The organism is Ramlibacter henchirensis (assembly GCF_004682015.1).
Classification (GTDB): Bacteria; Pseudomonadota; Gammaproteobacteria; order Burkholderiales; family Burkholderiaceae_C; genus Ramlibacter; species Ramlibacter henchirensis.
This window is the reverse complement of sequence record NZ_SMLM01000001.1, coordinates 2261333-2274107: the sequence shown is the minus strand read 5'-3', so window position 1 is coordinate 2274107 and position 12775 is coordinate 2261333. Positions and strand designations below refer to the sequence as shown.

The 12775-nt window shown below is 69.3% G+C and carries 13 protein-coding genes; 6 read left to right on the top strand and 7 right to left on the bottom strand.

Annotated elements, in window-relative coordinates:
• Window positions 1–3: 3 nt before the first annotated feature.
• On the bottom strand, window positions 4–570 hold the full coding sequence (locus tag EZ313_RS11220; protein ID WP_135263232.1) for a (2Fe-2S)-binding protein: 567 nt from the start codon (window positions 568–570) through the stop codon (window positions 4–6).
• Between the two features lie 133 nt (window positions 571–703).
• Between EZ313_RS11220 and EZ313_RS23285 the strand changes: the two genes are divergently transcribed.
• Window positions 704–871: a small membrane protein YohP gene (locus tag EZ313_RS23285; protein ID WP_167772445.1), complete on the top strand. Its 168-nt coding sequence runs from the start codon at window positions 704–706 to the stop codon at window positions 869–871.
• 7 nt (window positions 872–878) lie between these two features.
• Here the strand turns inward: EZ313_RS23285 and EZ313_RS11215 are convergent, their stop codons facing one another.
• From EZ313_RS11215 to EZ313_RS11205, 3 genes are read right to left on the bottom strand one after another with little or no spacing between them, the layout of a single operon-like run.
• Entirely contained in the window at window positions 879–1235 is a 357-nt protein-coding gene (locus EZ313_RS11215) for a hypothetical protein (RefSeq protein WP_205960357.1), read from the bottom strand.
• Between the two features lie 2 nt (window positions 1236–1237).
• Window positions 1238–3805, bottom strand: coding sequence for a cytochrome c oxidase subunit I (ctaD, locus tag EZ313_RS11210; protein WP_240788589.1), 2568 nt, complete (start codon window positions 3803–3805; stop codon window positions 1238–1240).
• Complete coding sequence (locus tag EZ313_RS11205; RefSeq protein ID WP_240788588.1) at window positions 3802–4833, bottom strand: c-type cytochrome; 1032 nt, start codon at window positions 4831–4833, stop codon at window positions 3802–3804. Before EZ313_RS11205 ends, ctaD begins: the two co-directional genes overlap by 4 nt.
• Before the next feature lie 145 nt (window positions 4834–4978).
• Here EZ313_RS11205 and EZ313_RS11200 point away from each other — a divergent pair, with 145 nt between their 5' ends.
• Window positions 4979–5365, top strand: a complete 387-nt coding sequence (locus tag EZ313_RS11200; protein WP_135263229.1) for a c-type cytochrome — start codon at window positions 4979–4981, stop codon at window positions 5363–5365.
• 5 nt (window positions 5366–5370) lie between these two features.
• Window positions 5371–6231 carry a c-type cytochrome gene (locus EZ313_RS11195; RefSeq protein WP_135263228.1) on the top strand — a complete coding sequence of 287 codons (861 nt, stop codon included), beginning with the start codon at window positions 5371–5373 and terminating at the stop codon, window positions 6229–6231.
• 9 nt (window positions 6232–6240) lie between these two features.
• Here EZ313_RS11195 and EZ313_RS11190 read toward each other — a convergent pair whose 3' ends face one another.
• The 3 genes from EZ313_RS11190 to EZ313_RS11180 form a co-directional block, all read right to left on the bottom strand.
• Window positions 6241–6744, bottom strand: coding sequence for a hypothetical protein (locus tag EZ313_RS11190; protein ID WP_135263227.1), 504 nt, complete (start codon window positions 6742–6744; stop codon window positions 6241–6243).
• Window positions 6745–6829: 85 nt separating this feature from the next.
• On the bottom strand, window positions 6830–7996 hold the full coding sequence (locus EZ313_RS11185) for a mandelate racemase/muconate lactonizing enzyme family protein (RefSeq protein WP_135263226.1): 1167 nt from the start codon (window positions 7994–7996) through the stop codon (window positions 6830–6832).
• A 50-nt stretch (window positions 7997–8046) separates the two neighbouring features.
• Entirely contained in the window at window positions 8047–8619 is a 573-nt protein-coding gene (locus EZ313_RS11180) for a DUF1439 domain-containing protein (protein ID WP_167772560.1), read from the bottom strand.
• 279 nt (window positions 8620–8898) lie between these two features.
• Here EZ313_RS11180 and EZ313_RS11175 point away from each other — a divergent pair, with 279 nt between their 5' ends.
• Genes EZ313_RS11175 through EZ313_RS11165 form a run of 3 tightly spaced genes read left to right on the top strand, consistent with a single transcriptional unit; the run spans window position 8899 to window position 12769 of the window.
• The gene (locus tag EZ313_RS11175) at window positions 8899–10251 is read left to right on the top strand and encodes a c-type cytochrome (RefSeq protein WP_135263224.1); all 1353 of its coding nucleotides are present in this window, start codon (window positions 8899–8901) and stop codon (window positions 10249–10251) included.
• 14 nt (window positions 10252–10265) lie between these two features.
• On the top strand, window positions 10266–12074 hold the full coding sequence (locus EZ313_RS11170; RefSeq protein ID WP_135263223.1) for a cytochrome c oxidase subunit I: 1809 nt from the start codon (window positions 10266–10268) through the stop codon (window positions 12072–12074).
• On the top strand, window positions 12071–12769 hold the full coding sequence (locus EZ313_RS11165) for a cytochrome c oxidase subunit 3 (protein ID WP_135263222.1): 699 nt from the start codon (window positions 12071–12073) through the stop codon (window positions 12767–12769). The genes EZ313_RS11170 and EZ313_RS11165 overlap by 4 nt, the downstream gene beginning before the upstream one ends.
• Window positions 12770–12775 lie beyond the last annotated feature (6 nt).

Genomic DNA, 12775 nt, shown 5'->3' with positions numbered 1-12775 from the left:
GTCTCAAGCAGCCAGGGCGGCGGCGGGCAACGGCTCGGCATCGGTCCGGTGTCCGGCCCTTGCGTCGGCCCCCAGCGCGACTTCGCACACCGCCTGCACGATCTGCGGATACGCGCCGCAGCGGCAGAGGTTGCCGCTCATCTGCTCGCGCACCTCGTCCGGCGTGTGCGCTTCGCCTTCGCGGATCAGGCCCGCGGCAGAGCACAGTTGGCCGGGCGTGCAGTAGCCGCACTGGAGCGCATCGTGCTTGAGGAAGGCGCGCTGCAGCGCATGGAGCTCGTCGCCGGCCGCGAGGCCTTCGATCGTCGTGACCTCGCGCCCGTCGTGCATCACGGCCAGCGTGAGGCAGGACAGCACGCGCTCACCGTCCAGCAGGACCGTGCACGCGCCGCACTGGCCGTGGTCGCAACCCTTCTTGGTGCCGGTCAGCCCGAGCTGGTCGCGAAGCAGGTCCACCAGGGTGAGCCAGGGTTCGACGTCGAGTTCGTGCGGCTCGCCGTTGATGCGCAGGCGGACGCGGTGCCTCTGCGGCGGCCGCGCGCGGCGGAAATGAGTGAAGTGATCGGCCATCGGACGGCCTGGTTCGAGCGACCAGGTGGGAGAGGGATGGCGAGCCATTCTGGGAGCGGTCGCGCAGGCCCGTTGTCGGACACCGCCGCGTAGGAACGGCCCGGCTCAGCGGGCGCGCCGCCCCGCTTCGCACTTGCGCGCGCGAACCGCGCCTACGCCTGGCTCGGCGCGCCCGGTGCAAAGTCGCGCCAGGTCCATCCCTCTTTGGAATACCGCCATGAAAGTGCTGCTCTGGATCGTCGTGATCATCTTTCTCATCGGCCTGGCGGTGGTGCTCGGCCTCGGCAGCCTGATCTTCTGAGGCGCGCTCACCCCGGCACCCCCGGCGCGCAGCCCGGCACCAGGAACACGGCCAGCGTCTCCCACACGATCGCGAGGGCCGCGAGCCCGGCCAGGGCCACCGCGGTCCAGCGCAGGAAACGCCGGTCGTCCGGCGCCGGCGAGAGCGGCCGCACCCGCAGGCAGCCGGCCAGCACGGCCAACGCGAGCACGCCCATCGCCACCACGACCCAGCCGCTCCAGCCGATGCCCAGCCACCGCGCATCGGGCAGCGCGCGCGCGCACACCACGCCGGTGAAGCCGTAAATCGCCAGGAAGTGCAGGCCCCAGACGATCGGCCCCGCGAACAGCAGCAGGATGTCGTGGGTGAAGCGCGAGGGATGCATGGTCACGCCAGGAGCCGCGGGAAACCGTGGACGAGCGCGAGGCCCGCCAGCCCCTGCGCCACGGCGTAGTACCAGAACAGCCGAGTGTTGTCGAAAGTCTGCCGCCGCCGCGCCGACAGCATGCCGCAGGCGGACCGCGCGATGGTGTACAGCCCCATGCACGCGACGACGGCCACGAAGAAGGCCTGCAGCGCGCCAACCATGTAGACGGCCGCGCCGTACGCGCTCTGTGTCGGACTCACCGGCGTGGACAGATGCCCCGCGACCTCGACCACGACGGACGCGAACAGCAGGAGGACGGCAGCCCCCAGCACGGCTTGAAGGCTCCGCTGTGTGCTGCTTTCCGCGCGCAGCAGCCGCCGGTTGCACCAGCGCACCAGCATCGCGCTGGCGAGCAGCAGCGAGGCCGAGATCGCGGGCCAGACCCATCCCGGAAGCACCGCAGTCGAGGTGGGCCAGACATCCGGCGACACGGTCCACAGGAACAGGTAGGAGAACACCATCGAGCCGAAGATCGAGGCCGACACGATCACCAGCACCACCATCGCCCACCACGAGTGCGACGACGGCCCCGTCATCTGCACGGGCAACAGGACGCCACCACCGATGTCGACCCGCGGATGGTCCGGTTCCGGGTCGCTGGCCCACAGCCATTTCAGCAGCGCGACGATCGCCACGACGCCGAACAGCAGCGCCGGCAGCACCATCTTGACCGTGAGCAGCAGGAAGAAGCCGGCCGTGCCGAGCGCGGACACCAGAGGCGACCAGCCCGGCCCGGGCATCAGCAGCAGGTACTGCGGCTCGGCTTCGATCGGGCTCGTGACGACCGTCTCTCGCCGGCCGGTCGGTGCGCCGGGCAGGTACCAGCGGCCCTGCTCCACCTCGCGCGGCAGGCCCGGCTGCTCCCACAGCGGTTCGCGCCCGGTCACGCGCGGGATGCTGCGGCTGGCGTAGTTGCCGTTGGGCAGCCACTCCAGCGTGCCCGCGTTCCAGACGTTGCCGGCATTGCGGCCGGAAATGCGGAAATGCAGCGCCATGTCGATCACGACCAGCAGCACGCCGGCCGCGATCAGGTAGGCACCGCCGGTGGACAGCAGGTTGAGCGCGCCCCAGCCGGGATGGTCGGCATAGGTGTAGACGCGGCGCGGCATGCCGGCGAGGCCCGTCAGGTGCATGGGGAAGAAGGTGAGGTTCACGCCGATGAACATCAGCCAGAACGCCCACTTGCCGATCCGCTCCGACAGCGGCTTCCTGCTCACATAGGGCGCCCAGAAGTACAGCGCCGCGAACAGCGGGAACACCATGCCGCCGATCAGCACGTAGTGCAGGTGCGCCACGATGAAGTAGGTGTCGTGCGCCTGCCAGTCGAAGGGCACGACCGCGACCATCACGCCGGTCAGCCCGCCCAGCACGAAGATGAAGAAGAAACCGAGCACGAACAGCATCGGCGTCTTGAGCGGCCGCATGCGGCGGGCCGCCGCCACGGTGGCGATCCACGCGAACACCTGGATGCCGCTGGGCACGGCCACCGCCATGCTGGCGGCCGAGAAGAAGCTCACCGACAGCTGCGGGATGCCGGTGGTGAACATGTGGTGCACCCACAGGCCGAAGCTGAGGAAGCCGGTGCCGACCAGGGCGAGCACCACGAGCCGGTAGCCCACCAGCGGCCTGCCCGTCATCGCCGGGATGATCATCGACACCATGCCCGCGGCCGGCAGGAAGATGATGTAGACCTCCGGGTGGCCGAAGAACCAGAACAGGTGCTGCCACAGGAGCGGATCGCCACCCTTGGCCGCGATGAAGAACGGCCACTGGAAGCTGCGCTCGACCTCCAGCAGCAGCGTGGCCAGGATCACCGCGGGGAAGGCGAAGATGATGAGGCCGGCCACCACCAGCATCGACCAGGCGTAGATCGGCATCCGCGCCAGCGTCATGCCCGGCGCGCGGGTGCGCAGCACGCCCACCACGATCTCGATCGCGCCCGCGATCGCGGAGATCTCGATGAAGCCGATGCCCAGCAGCCAGAAGTCGGCGTTGTCGCCCGGCGAGAACTCATAGCTGGTGAGCGGCGGGTACATGAACCAGCCGCCGCGCGGCGCCACGCCCCAGAACAGGCTGCCGAAGAACACCAGCCCGCCCACCGCGTACGCCCAGTACGCGTAGGCCGACAGGCGGGGAAACGGCAGGTCGCGCGCGCCGAGCATGTTGGGCAGCAGCAGCACGCCCACGGCCTCCACCATCGGCACCGCGAACAGGAACATCATCACCGTGCCGTGCATGGTGAAGACCTGGTTGTAGGTCTCGGGGGCGAGCAGGTGGTTCTCGGGCACCGCCAGCTGCGTTCGCATCAGCAGCGCCAGCACGCCGGCCAGCAGGAAGAACAGGAAGGCCGTGCCGATGTAGAGCACGCCGATGATGTTGTTGTTGACCTCCGTAAGGACCCGGATGCCGGGTGGATAGCGCCACGCCTGCTCCAGCCGCTCCAGTTCTTCCGCGGGGCGCGGCAGCGGGTTGGGCAGCTCTCCGTCATTCCCGGGGCGAGCGGAATCCAGTGCTTCCGCCTTCGTCAACGCAGCCCCTCCAGGTACGTGGCCAGCGCGCGCAGCTCTTCGCCGGAGAAGCGCGTGTACCCCGGCATGCGGCTGCCGGGCTTGATGTGCTGCGGATCGGCGATCCATGCCGCGAGCGGGCCTTGCCCGTTGGGCAAGGTGCCGGCCGCGAGCGTCAGGCGCGAGCCGACGTGCGTCAGGTCCGGTCCGATCGAGCCAGTGGCCGGTGTGCCGCGCACCGTGTGGCACACGCCGCAGCGGGCCTGCTCGAACAGCACGCGGCCCTGTTGCGCGAGCGGCTCGCGCGGCAGCGCGGCCGGGCTTCGGTTCGCCTCCATCCACGCGGCGTGTTCGGCCGGCGCGTGCGCGATCACGTGCAGCGCCATCTTCGCGTGCTGCAGGCCGCAGTACTCGGCGCACTGGCCGCGGAACACGCCGGGCCCCCGCGCCCGCAAGCGCAGGCGGTTGGTGCTGCCCGGGAGCATGTCGACCTTGCCCGCGAGGCTCGGCACCCAGAAGCTGTGGATCACGTCGTTGGACACCAGCTCGACGTCGACCGGCTCGCCGGTCGGGATGCGCAGCTCGTTCGCGGTTTCCAGCAGCGTCGCGCCGTCCGGTCCGAGGTACCGCACGCGCCACCACCACAGCTCGCCGGTGACCTGGATGCGGGTGGCGGCCGGCTGCGCCTGGGCCCGCTGCATCGAAGCGGCCACGGCGAAGGTGTAGACCAGCAGCACCGTGAGCACGACGAGCGGGAAGACCACGCCGGCCCCGACCACCCAGCCACGTTGTGCGAGGCGGGTTCTCAGCGACGCGGGACCGCTCAGCGCAACGACGCCGAGCGCCATCACCGCGATGAAGATGAGGCCGCCGCCCGCGATGAGCACCCAGGCGATCTCCAGGATGTGCGCAGCGCCGTCGCCGTGCGCCCGCAGGGCCGACTGCTGCGGCGCGGCGGCTTGCGCCAGTGCGGCGGATGCACACGAGGCCATGACGAGCGCGAGCACGGCACGCGAAGACGGGGCTGCGGGTGCGGGTCGGATGGACATCGGTGGATCGAGGTCAATGGTGCGGGACTTGCCGCGTGCCGTGGGGCCGGCGCAAACCCAACCACCCATCTTTTTCAATCCAATTCGTTACGGCTGGGCTGGGGCGATCCCATGGCGAGGCCGCGCCCTCGCAGAATCACAGGGCATGCGCCGGTCCGACCTCCTCTCGCGACGAATCGGGCGCCTGATCGTCCTGCTGCTTGCCTTCGCAGCGGCCGCTTGCAGCGAGCGTCCCCAGCGGCCCCGGGTCGCGGGCGGTGAGCCCGACCGCGGCCGCGCTGCGATCGAGCGCTACGGCTGCGCGGCCTGCCACACCATCCCCGGCCTGCCTTCGTACGGCGCCAACGTCGGACCGCCGCTGCTGCACCTGGCCGAGCGCGGCTACCTGGCGGGCGTGCTGCCGAACACGCCGGAGCACCTGGTGCAGTGGCTGCGCGACCCACCCTCGATCGCGCCGCGCACCGCGATGCCGAACCTGGGCGTGTCGCAGGCCGAGGCCGCCGACATCGCGGCCTACCTGTACGCGCACTGAACGCGATGACGATCCGGCTGCGCACCCTCTTTCTCGGCCTGCTGCTCGCGCTCGTGCTGGCCGGCGGCGTGGCGGCGCTGCTGGTCTGGCGCGGCGTGTACGACATCTCCGCGACCGACCAGCACACCGCGCCGGTGTTCAAGGTCCTGGACTACGCGATGCGCCGCTCGGTCCTCTGGCGCACGGAGAACATCGTGCCGCCGCCGGACCTCGCCGACACGCGCCGGGTGCGCGCCGGAGCCGCGCACTACCGGGAGCACTGCGTGCAATGCCATGGCGCGCCTGGCGTCGCGCCGGACCCGCTCGCCTTCGGCCTGACGCCCGCGCCGGCCAACCTGCTGGCCGCGGGCCGCACCTGGCAGCCGGGCGAGATCTTCTGGGTGGTGAAGGAGGGGATCAAGATGACCGGCATGCCGGCCTGGGTCTACCGCCTCAGCGACGAGGAGGTGTGGGACGTGGTCGCCTTCGTGCGCGCGATGCCGCTGCTGGCGCCGCGCGATTACGCGCAGCTCGCCTCCACCTTGCCCGCGCCGGGTTCCGCGGCGCCGTCACGCGTCGCGCCCGCGCGGCGGGGCGACGTGGCCGCCGGGCGGCTGGCGACCGAGCGCTACCTGTGCGTCACCTGCCACGTCATCCCGGGTTTCGTGAGCGCGAGCCACCACGTGGGTCCTCCGCTGGACGGCATGGGCAAGCGCTCCTTCATCGCCGGCGTGCTGCCCAACACGCCGGACAACATGGTGCGCTTCCTGCTGCAGCCGCAGCAGGTCGATCCGCTCACGGCGATGCCTGCGCTCGGAATGTCGCAACAGGACGCGCGCGACATCGCGGCCTTCCTGGCCACGCTGGACAAGGTGAAGGCGAAGTAGGCGGCAGCTTCAGTCGCGGTCGCGCATCAGCATCGACCCGATCGCGACACCCGCCGCGAGCGCGGCGAACACGCCCACCATCGACCGGGTGGACAGCCGGTGCTCGAACCCTGGCGTGAGCCGCTTGGGCACGATGGTGTAGTCGATGGCCGAAGCGGCGGCGCTGGTCGCGAGGCCCCCGAGCACCGCGCCGGGCAGCGTGCCCGCCCACGGGCTGCGGCGAGCGAGCTTCGCATGCAGCACGGCCCAGAACACCGCAGCCGCATGGTTGGTGAGCAAGCCCAGCGCCGTGTGACGCCAGGTGGGCTCGTTCTCGAGCAGCGCCTCCTCGCCCCAGAGCCAGTGGCTGACCGCGTTGATGGGCGCCACCGCGCTGCCGGTCTCGCGCTGCCCCGCGAACGCGAGCACCGCGGTGGCCAGCAGGCTGGCCAGGCTGCCGGAGACAAGGCCTTCGCGCAGCGCGGGCATCCAGTCCGATTCGCGCGGTGATGGGAGGAGGGCGATTTCTTTCATGCGCCCGAGGCTAGCGGCGGCCCCGAAGGCCGTGTGCGGCCGGACGTGACAGCTGTTGCCGAAGCGGCCCGGTTGAGCTGCCGCGCTATTCGGCCAGCGCGCGCATCTCGCGGATCAGGTCGCTCTTGCCTTCGAAGCCGATGCCCGGCAGCTCGGGCAGGACCACGTAGCTGTCCTGCACCTTCACGCCGTCGGGAAAGCCGCCATAGGGCTGGAACAGGTCCGGGTAGGACTCGTTGCCGCCCAGGCCAAGGCCCGCCGCGATCGCCAGCGACATCTGGTGGCCGCCGTGCGGGATGCAGCGACTGGCCGACCAGCCGTGCTGGCGCAGCATGTCCAGCGTGCGCAGGTACTCCACCAGGCCGTAGCTGAGCGCGCAGTCGAACTGCAGCCAGTCGCGGTCGGCGCGCATGCCGGCGTAGCGGATGAGGTTGCGCGCGTCCTGCATGGAGAACAGGTTCTCGCCCGTGGCCATCGGGTTGGCGTAGTAGTTGCGCAGCGTCGCCTGCAGCTCGTAATCGAGTGGGTCGCCGGCTTCCTCGTACCAGAAGAGGTCGTAGCGCGACAAGGCCTTGGCGTAGGCGATGGCGGTGTCCAGGTCGAAGCGGCCGTTGGCGTCCACGCACAGGCGCTGGCCGTCCTGCAGGATGGACAGCACGGAGTCGATGCGGCGCAGGTCCTCGTCCAGCGATGCGCCGCCGATCTTCATCTTGACCACCGAGTAGCCGCGGTCGAGGTACTTGCGCATCTCATCCTTGAGCTGCGAGTCGTCCTTGCCGGGGTAGTAGTAGCCGCCGGCCGCATAGACGAACACCTTGCGGTCGGGTTTGCCGTTGCCGTAGCGCTCGGCCAGCAGCTGGTACAGCGGCTTGTCCTCGATCTTGGCCACCGCGTCCCACACCGCCATGTCGATGGTGCCGATGGCCACCGAGCGCTCGCCATGGCCGCCGGGCTTCTCGTTGGTGAACATGCAGGCCCAGACCTTGTGGGGGTCGAGGTTCTTCCCGGTGCCGTCGACGAGAGTGGAAGGGTCGGCCTCCAGGATGCGCGGGATGAATCGCTCGCGCATCAGCTGGCCCTGGCCGTAGCGGCCGTTGGAGTTGAAGCCGTAGCCGACGACGCGGCGGCCGTTGCGCACGACGTCGGTGACCACCGCCACCAGGCTCAGCGTCATCTTGCTGAAGTCGATGTACGCGTTGCGGATGGGCGAGGAAATGGGGCAGGTCTTTTCGCGGACTTCGAGGATCTTCATGGGGTGGGGCAACCGGGAATGGGAACCCGCGATCATCGCGCAGCCCGCGCTCAGCGGCCTTGCTTCGGCGCGAACGAGAGGACCAGCCCGTCCTCAACGACCGTCAGCTTCTCCGGTTCGAAGCCCATGGTGTCGGCCAGCGCGAGTTCGCTGGCGGAGAAGCGGTGCAGGACCACTTCGCCGACCGCTTCGCGCGCCATCACCGGGAGCATCGCCTTGAAGAGGTCCTGGGCGTCGGGCGGCAGGCCCTTGCGCTGCAAGGCCAGGAGCTCCGGCTGGTGGGCGCGGATCGTCTGGTCGGCCGGCTCGTAGCGCAGGGCGAAGCCCAGGTCGAGCTCGGCCCACTGCGGCTGCCGCATCTGCACGCCCTTGATCTCCGCCAGCAGCCCCGCGCCCAGCATGTTGCGGGCGGGAAGCAGGTGCAGGCTGGGCGCGCTGATCTCGATGGCGAGCAGGCCTTCCGAGCCGAACCGCATCGGGAAGCGCGTGGCCAGCGCCTTGTGGAGTTGGCCCGCGGAGATCTTGTAGCGTGGCCGCGAGACGTCCTCTTCGGCGTGCAGGCGGGCAAAGGGCCAGCACGCGAGCGCGACGATGATCGAGCGGCGGTCCATGGTGATGCCCATTGTGGCCACGAAGCGTGTCCGCGGTGCAAAGAGGGGCCCGAAACAGCTGAGCTTGACAATCTCGACTATTCGGCTTGCTTGCGTGAGCCGACGCACAGGTGTACAAAAAATCAAAAGAGGCGCAGCTTCGCTGCGCCGGCACTTGGGAGGTCAGATGGGCGCTCTCCTGGGTTTGCGCAGTGGGCACCGGCGGGCCACCGCCCGGTCAGCCGCTGGCGCTTGCGCTGCCGCGGCGGGCGCGGCGCTCGATTGCATGAGTCAAGGCGGGGGTGCGTAGCCATGGGCATCGCGATCGCACTCGTCCTGCTCGCACTTGGTTCGGTTCTCTTCCACTTCCTCAGCCCCTGGTACTTCACCCCGATCGCGTCCAACTGGGGCACGATCGACACGACGATCGCCATCACCTTCGTCGTGACGGGCATCGTGTTCGTCGCGATCAGCCTCTTCATGGCCTGGGCCCTCGTGCGCTACCGCCACCGCGCCCACGAGCGGGCCAGCTACCAGCCGGAGAACAAGCGGCTCGAGTTCTGGCTGCTGGTGGTCACCTCGCTGGGCGTTGCGGCGATGCTGGCGCCTGGCCTCGTCGTGTGGGCCGACGTGGTCCGCGTGCCGCAGGACGCGCGCGAAGTGGAGGTCGTGGCGCAGCAATGGAACTGGGCCTACCGGCTGCCCGGCAAGGACGGGAAGCTCGGCACGGTGCACTCCCGCTTCGTCAACGAGAAGAACCCGTTCGGGATGAATCCGGCCGACCGCAACGGGCATGACGACGTCCTGCTCGCCAGCCCCGAGCTGCACGTGCCGCTCGGGCAGCCGGTCAAGCTGCTGCTGCGCTCCAAGGACGTGCTGCACAACTTCGCGGTGGCGCAGCTGCGCGTGAAGATGGACCTGGTGCCCGGCCAGGTCACGTACTCCTGGTTCACGCCCACGCGCGCCGGCTCCTACGACCTGCTGTGCGAGGAACTGTGCGGCATCGGGCACTACGCGATGCGCGGCCGCATCGTGGTGCAGGAGCCCGCCGCCTACCAGGCGTGGCTGGAGCGCCAGCCCACTTTCGCGCAGTTGAACGAGCAGCCCCAGGGCAATGCGGCGGCGGGCAAGACCCTGTACGCCGCCTGCGCCGCCTGCCACGGGCAGAACGGCGAGGGCAACCGCGCGATGAACGCGCCCAAGCTCGCAGGCCACGGCGCGTGGTACCTGGAGCGGCAGCTCAGGCTGTTCAAGGTGGGCGCGCGCGGCACGCACGAGAAGGACACGTTCGGCAAGGTGATGGCACCGATGGCGGCCACGCTGGTGGACGATCGCGCCATCGCCGACGTCGCCGCCTACATCGGGACCCTGCCCGACAAGCCGCCCGCGACCACGTTCAAGGGCGACGTCGACCGCGGGCGCGCGCGCTACGTGACCTGCGCCGCCTGCCACGGCGCCGAAGGCCGCGGCAACCCCGCGACCAACGCGCCGCGGCTGCAGGGCATGGACGACTGGTACATGGCCACGCAGCTGCGCAATTTCCGGGACGGCGTGCGCGGCGCCCACAGGCAGGACGTCCACGGTTCCCAGATGGCGCTGGTGGCCGGGATGCTGGCCGACGACGCCGCCATCGGCGACATCCTGGCCTACATCAACTCGCGATGAGCGGCGGAGGCTCCATGGCAACCCACGTTGCGCACGACGAATCGGATTTCGCGCCACCCGCGGAGGTCGGCGAAGTCGATCTCCACCACCCGACAAGCTTCGCGGGCAAGTACATCTGGAGCCAGGACGCCAAGGTGATCGCGATCCAGTACGCGGTCACCGCCATCGGCATCGGGCTGGTGGCGCTGGTGTTCTCCTGGCTGATGCGGCTGCAGCTCGGGTTCCCGGGCCGCTTCTCCTTCATCGACCCGAGCACGTACCTGCAGCTGGTGAGCATGCACGGGATGATCATGGTGATCTACCTGCTGACGGCGCTGTTCCTGGGCGGCTTCGGCAACTACCTGATCCCGCTGATGGTGGGGGCGCGCGACATGGTGTTCCCCTACGTCAACATGCTCAGCTACTGGATGTACCTGCTGGCGGTGGTCCTGCTGGTGGTCAGCTTCTTCGTGCCGGGTGGGCCCACCGGCGCGGGCTGGACGCTCTATCCGCCACAGGCCATCCTGGATGGCACGCCCGGCGCGAGGTGGGGAATCATCCTGATGCTGGTGTCGCTGATCGTCTTCGTCATCGGCTTCACCATGGGCGGCCTGAACTACGTGGTGACGGTGCTGCAGGCGCGCACGCGCGGCATGACGATGATGCGGCTGCCGCTCACCGTGTGGGGCATCTTCGTGGCCACCATCCTGGCCCTGCTGGCGTTCCCGGCGCTGTTCGTCAGCGCGATCATGATGCTGCTGGACCAGACCCTGGGCACCAGCTTCTTCATGCCCGCGCTCGTCTCCAAGGGCCAGCAACTGGGCTACTCGGGCGGCAGCCCGCTGCTGTTCCAGCACCTCTTCTGGTTCTTCGGCCACCCGGAGGTCTACATCGTGGCGCTGCCGGCTTTCGGCATCGTGTCGGACCTGATCAGCACGCACGCGCGCAAGAACATCTTCGGCTACCGGATGATGGTCTGGGCCATCCTGATCATCGGCGGCCTGAGCTTCATCGTGTGGGCGCACCACATGTACGTGAGCGGCATGAACCCGTACTTCGGCTTCTTCTTCGCCACGACCACGCTGATCATCGCGGTGCCGACGGCGATCAAGGTCTACAACTGGGTGCTCACGCTCTGGCAAGGGAACATCCGACTGACGGTGCCGATGCTGTTCGCCATAGCCTTCGTGTTCACCTTCGTGAACGGCGGGTTGTCGGGGCTGTTCCTCGGCAACGTGGTGGTCGACCTGCCGCTGTCGGACACGATGTTCGTCGTGGCGCACTTCCACATGGTGATGGGCATCGCGCCCGTGCTGGTGGTGTTCGGCGCGATCTACCACTGGTACCCGAAGATCACCGGCCGCATGCTGGACGACCGCATGGGCAAGATCCACTTCTGGGTGACCTTCCTGGGCACGTACGGGATCTTCTATCCCATGCACTACCTGGGCTTCATGGGCATCCCGCGGCGCTACTACGCGATCGGCGGCACCACCTTCATCCCCGACTCGGCCCACCTGCTGAACGCCTGGATCTCGCTGGCCGCCTTCGTCGTCGGCGCGGCGCAGATCCTGTTCCTCTACAACCTGGTGCGCAGCTGGCGGCACGGCCGCCCGGCCGGCGGGAACCCATGGCACGCGACGACGCTGGAGTGGCAGACGCCGCAGACGCCGCCGGGCCACGGCAACTTCGGCAAGGAGCTGCCGGTGGTCTACCGCTGGGCCTACGACTACGGCGTGCCGGGCATCAAGACCGACTACATCCCGCAGAACGTGCCGCCTTCGGACGTGGCGGTCGAAGCGTGGGCCAGGAGCCCGCATCCCGTCGAGCGGGCAGCGCCATGACGATCGGGCTGGTCTTCCTCACCTTGCTGATGGGCGTCATCGTCTGGTGGCTGTTCCGCCAGACGATCAACGTGCAGCCCTGGCAGGCGCAGGCCGTGACGCCCTTGGCGGTCGGCGTCGCGGCCCGGCCGGCCGCGAAGATCGCGCTGTGGGTGTTCCTCGGCGTGGCCTCGTCGCTGTTCGTGCTCTTCATCAGCGCCTACGCCATGCGGCTGGAGCTGGAGGACTGGAGCCCGATGCCGCGGCCGCGGCTGCTGATGCTCAACACCGCGGTGCTGCTCGGCGCGGGAGTGGCGATGGAGTGGACCGTGTATGCCGCACGGCGCGCCGAAGCCCGCAGCGTGCAACGCGGACTCGTGGCCACCGGGGTGCTCACGTTCGGCTTCCTGGCCGGGCAGCTGTTCGTCTGGTGGCAACTGAACGACGCGGGCTTCTTTGTCGCGACGAGCGCGGCCACCGCCTTCTTCTACCTGTTCACCGCGGTCCACGGCCTGCACGTGCTCGGCGGGCTCGTGGCCTGGGCGCGCGCGACGAAGCGCGCGTGGCGCGGCGGTGGCGATGCCGCGCGGACCCGCCTGGCCGTCGAACTGTGCGCCACGTACTGGCACTACCTGCTGGCCGTCTGGGTGGTGCTGTATGCGCTGCTCGTGTCCAAGGACATCGGGCTGGCGATCTGCTCGTCGTCGCCGCTGTAGAAGGAG

Coding starts and splice junctions, on each gene's coding strand:
- EZ313_RS11195 (WP_135263228.1), top strand. CDS start 5,371: ATGACGATCCGGCTGCGCACCCTCTTTCTCGGCCTGCTGCTCGCGCTC.
- EZ313_RS11175 (WP_135263224.1), top strand. CDS start 8,899: ATGGGCATCGCGATCGCACTCGTCCTGCTCGCACTTGGTTCGGTTCTC.
- EZ313_RS11170 (WP_135263223.1), top strand. CDS start 10,266: ATGGCAACCCACGTTGCGCACGACGAATCGGATTTCGCGCCACCCGCG.
- EZ313_RS11205 (WP_240788588.1), bottom strand. CDS start 4,833: ATGTCCATCCGACCCGCACCCGCAGCCCCGTCTTCGCGTGCCGTGCTC.
- EZ313_RS11190 (WP_135263227.1), bottom strand. CDS start 6,744: ATGAAAGAAATCGCCCTCCTCCCATCACCGCGCGAATCGGACTGGATG.
- EZ313_RS11215 (WP_205960357.1), bottom strand. CDS start 1,235: ATGCATCCCTCGCGCTTCACCCACGACATCCTGCTGCTGTTCGCGGGG.
- EZ313_RS11185 (WP_135263226.1), bottom strand. CDS start 7,996: ATGAAGATCCTCGAAGTCCGCGAAAAGACCTGCCCCATTTCCTCGCCC.
- EZ313_RS11220 (WP_135263232.1), bottom strand. CDS start 570: ATGGCCGATCACTTCACTCATTTCCGCCGCGCGCGGCCGCCGCAGAGG.
- EZ313_RS11200 (WP_135263229.1), top strand. CDS start 4,979: ATGCGCCGGTCCGACCTCCTCTCGCGACGAATCGGGCGCCTGATCGTC.
- EZ313_RS11180 (WP_167772560.1), bottom strand. CDS start 8,619: ATGGGCATCACCATGGACCGCCGCTCGATCATCGTCGCGCTCGCGTGC.
- EZ313_RS11165 (WP_135263222.1), top strand. CDS start 12,071: ATGACGATCGGGCTGGTCTTCCTCACCTTGCTGATGGGCGTCATCGTC.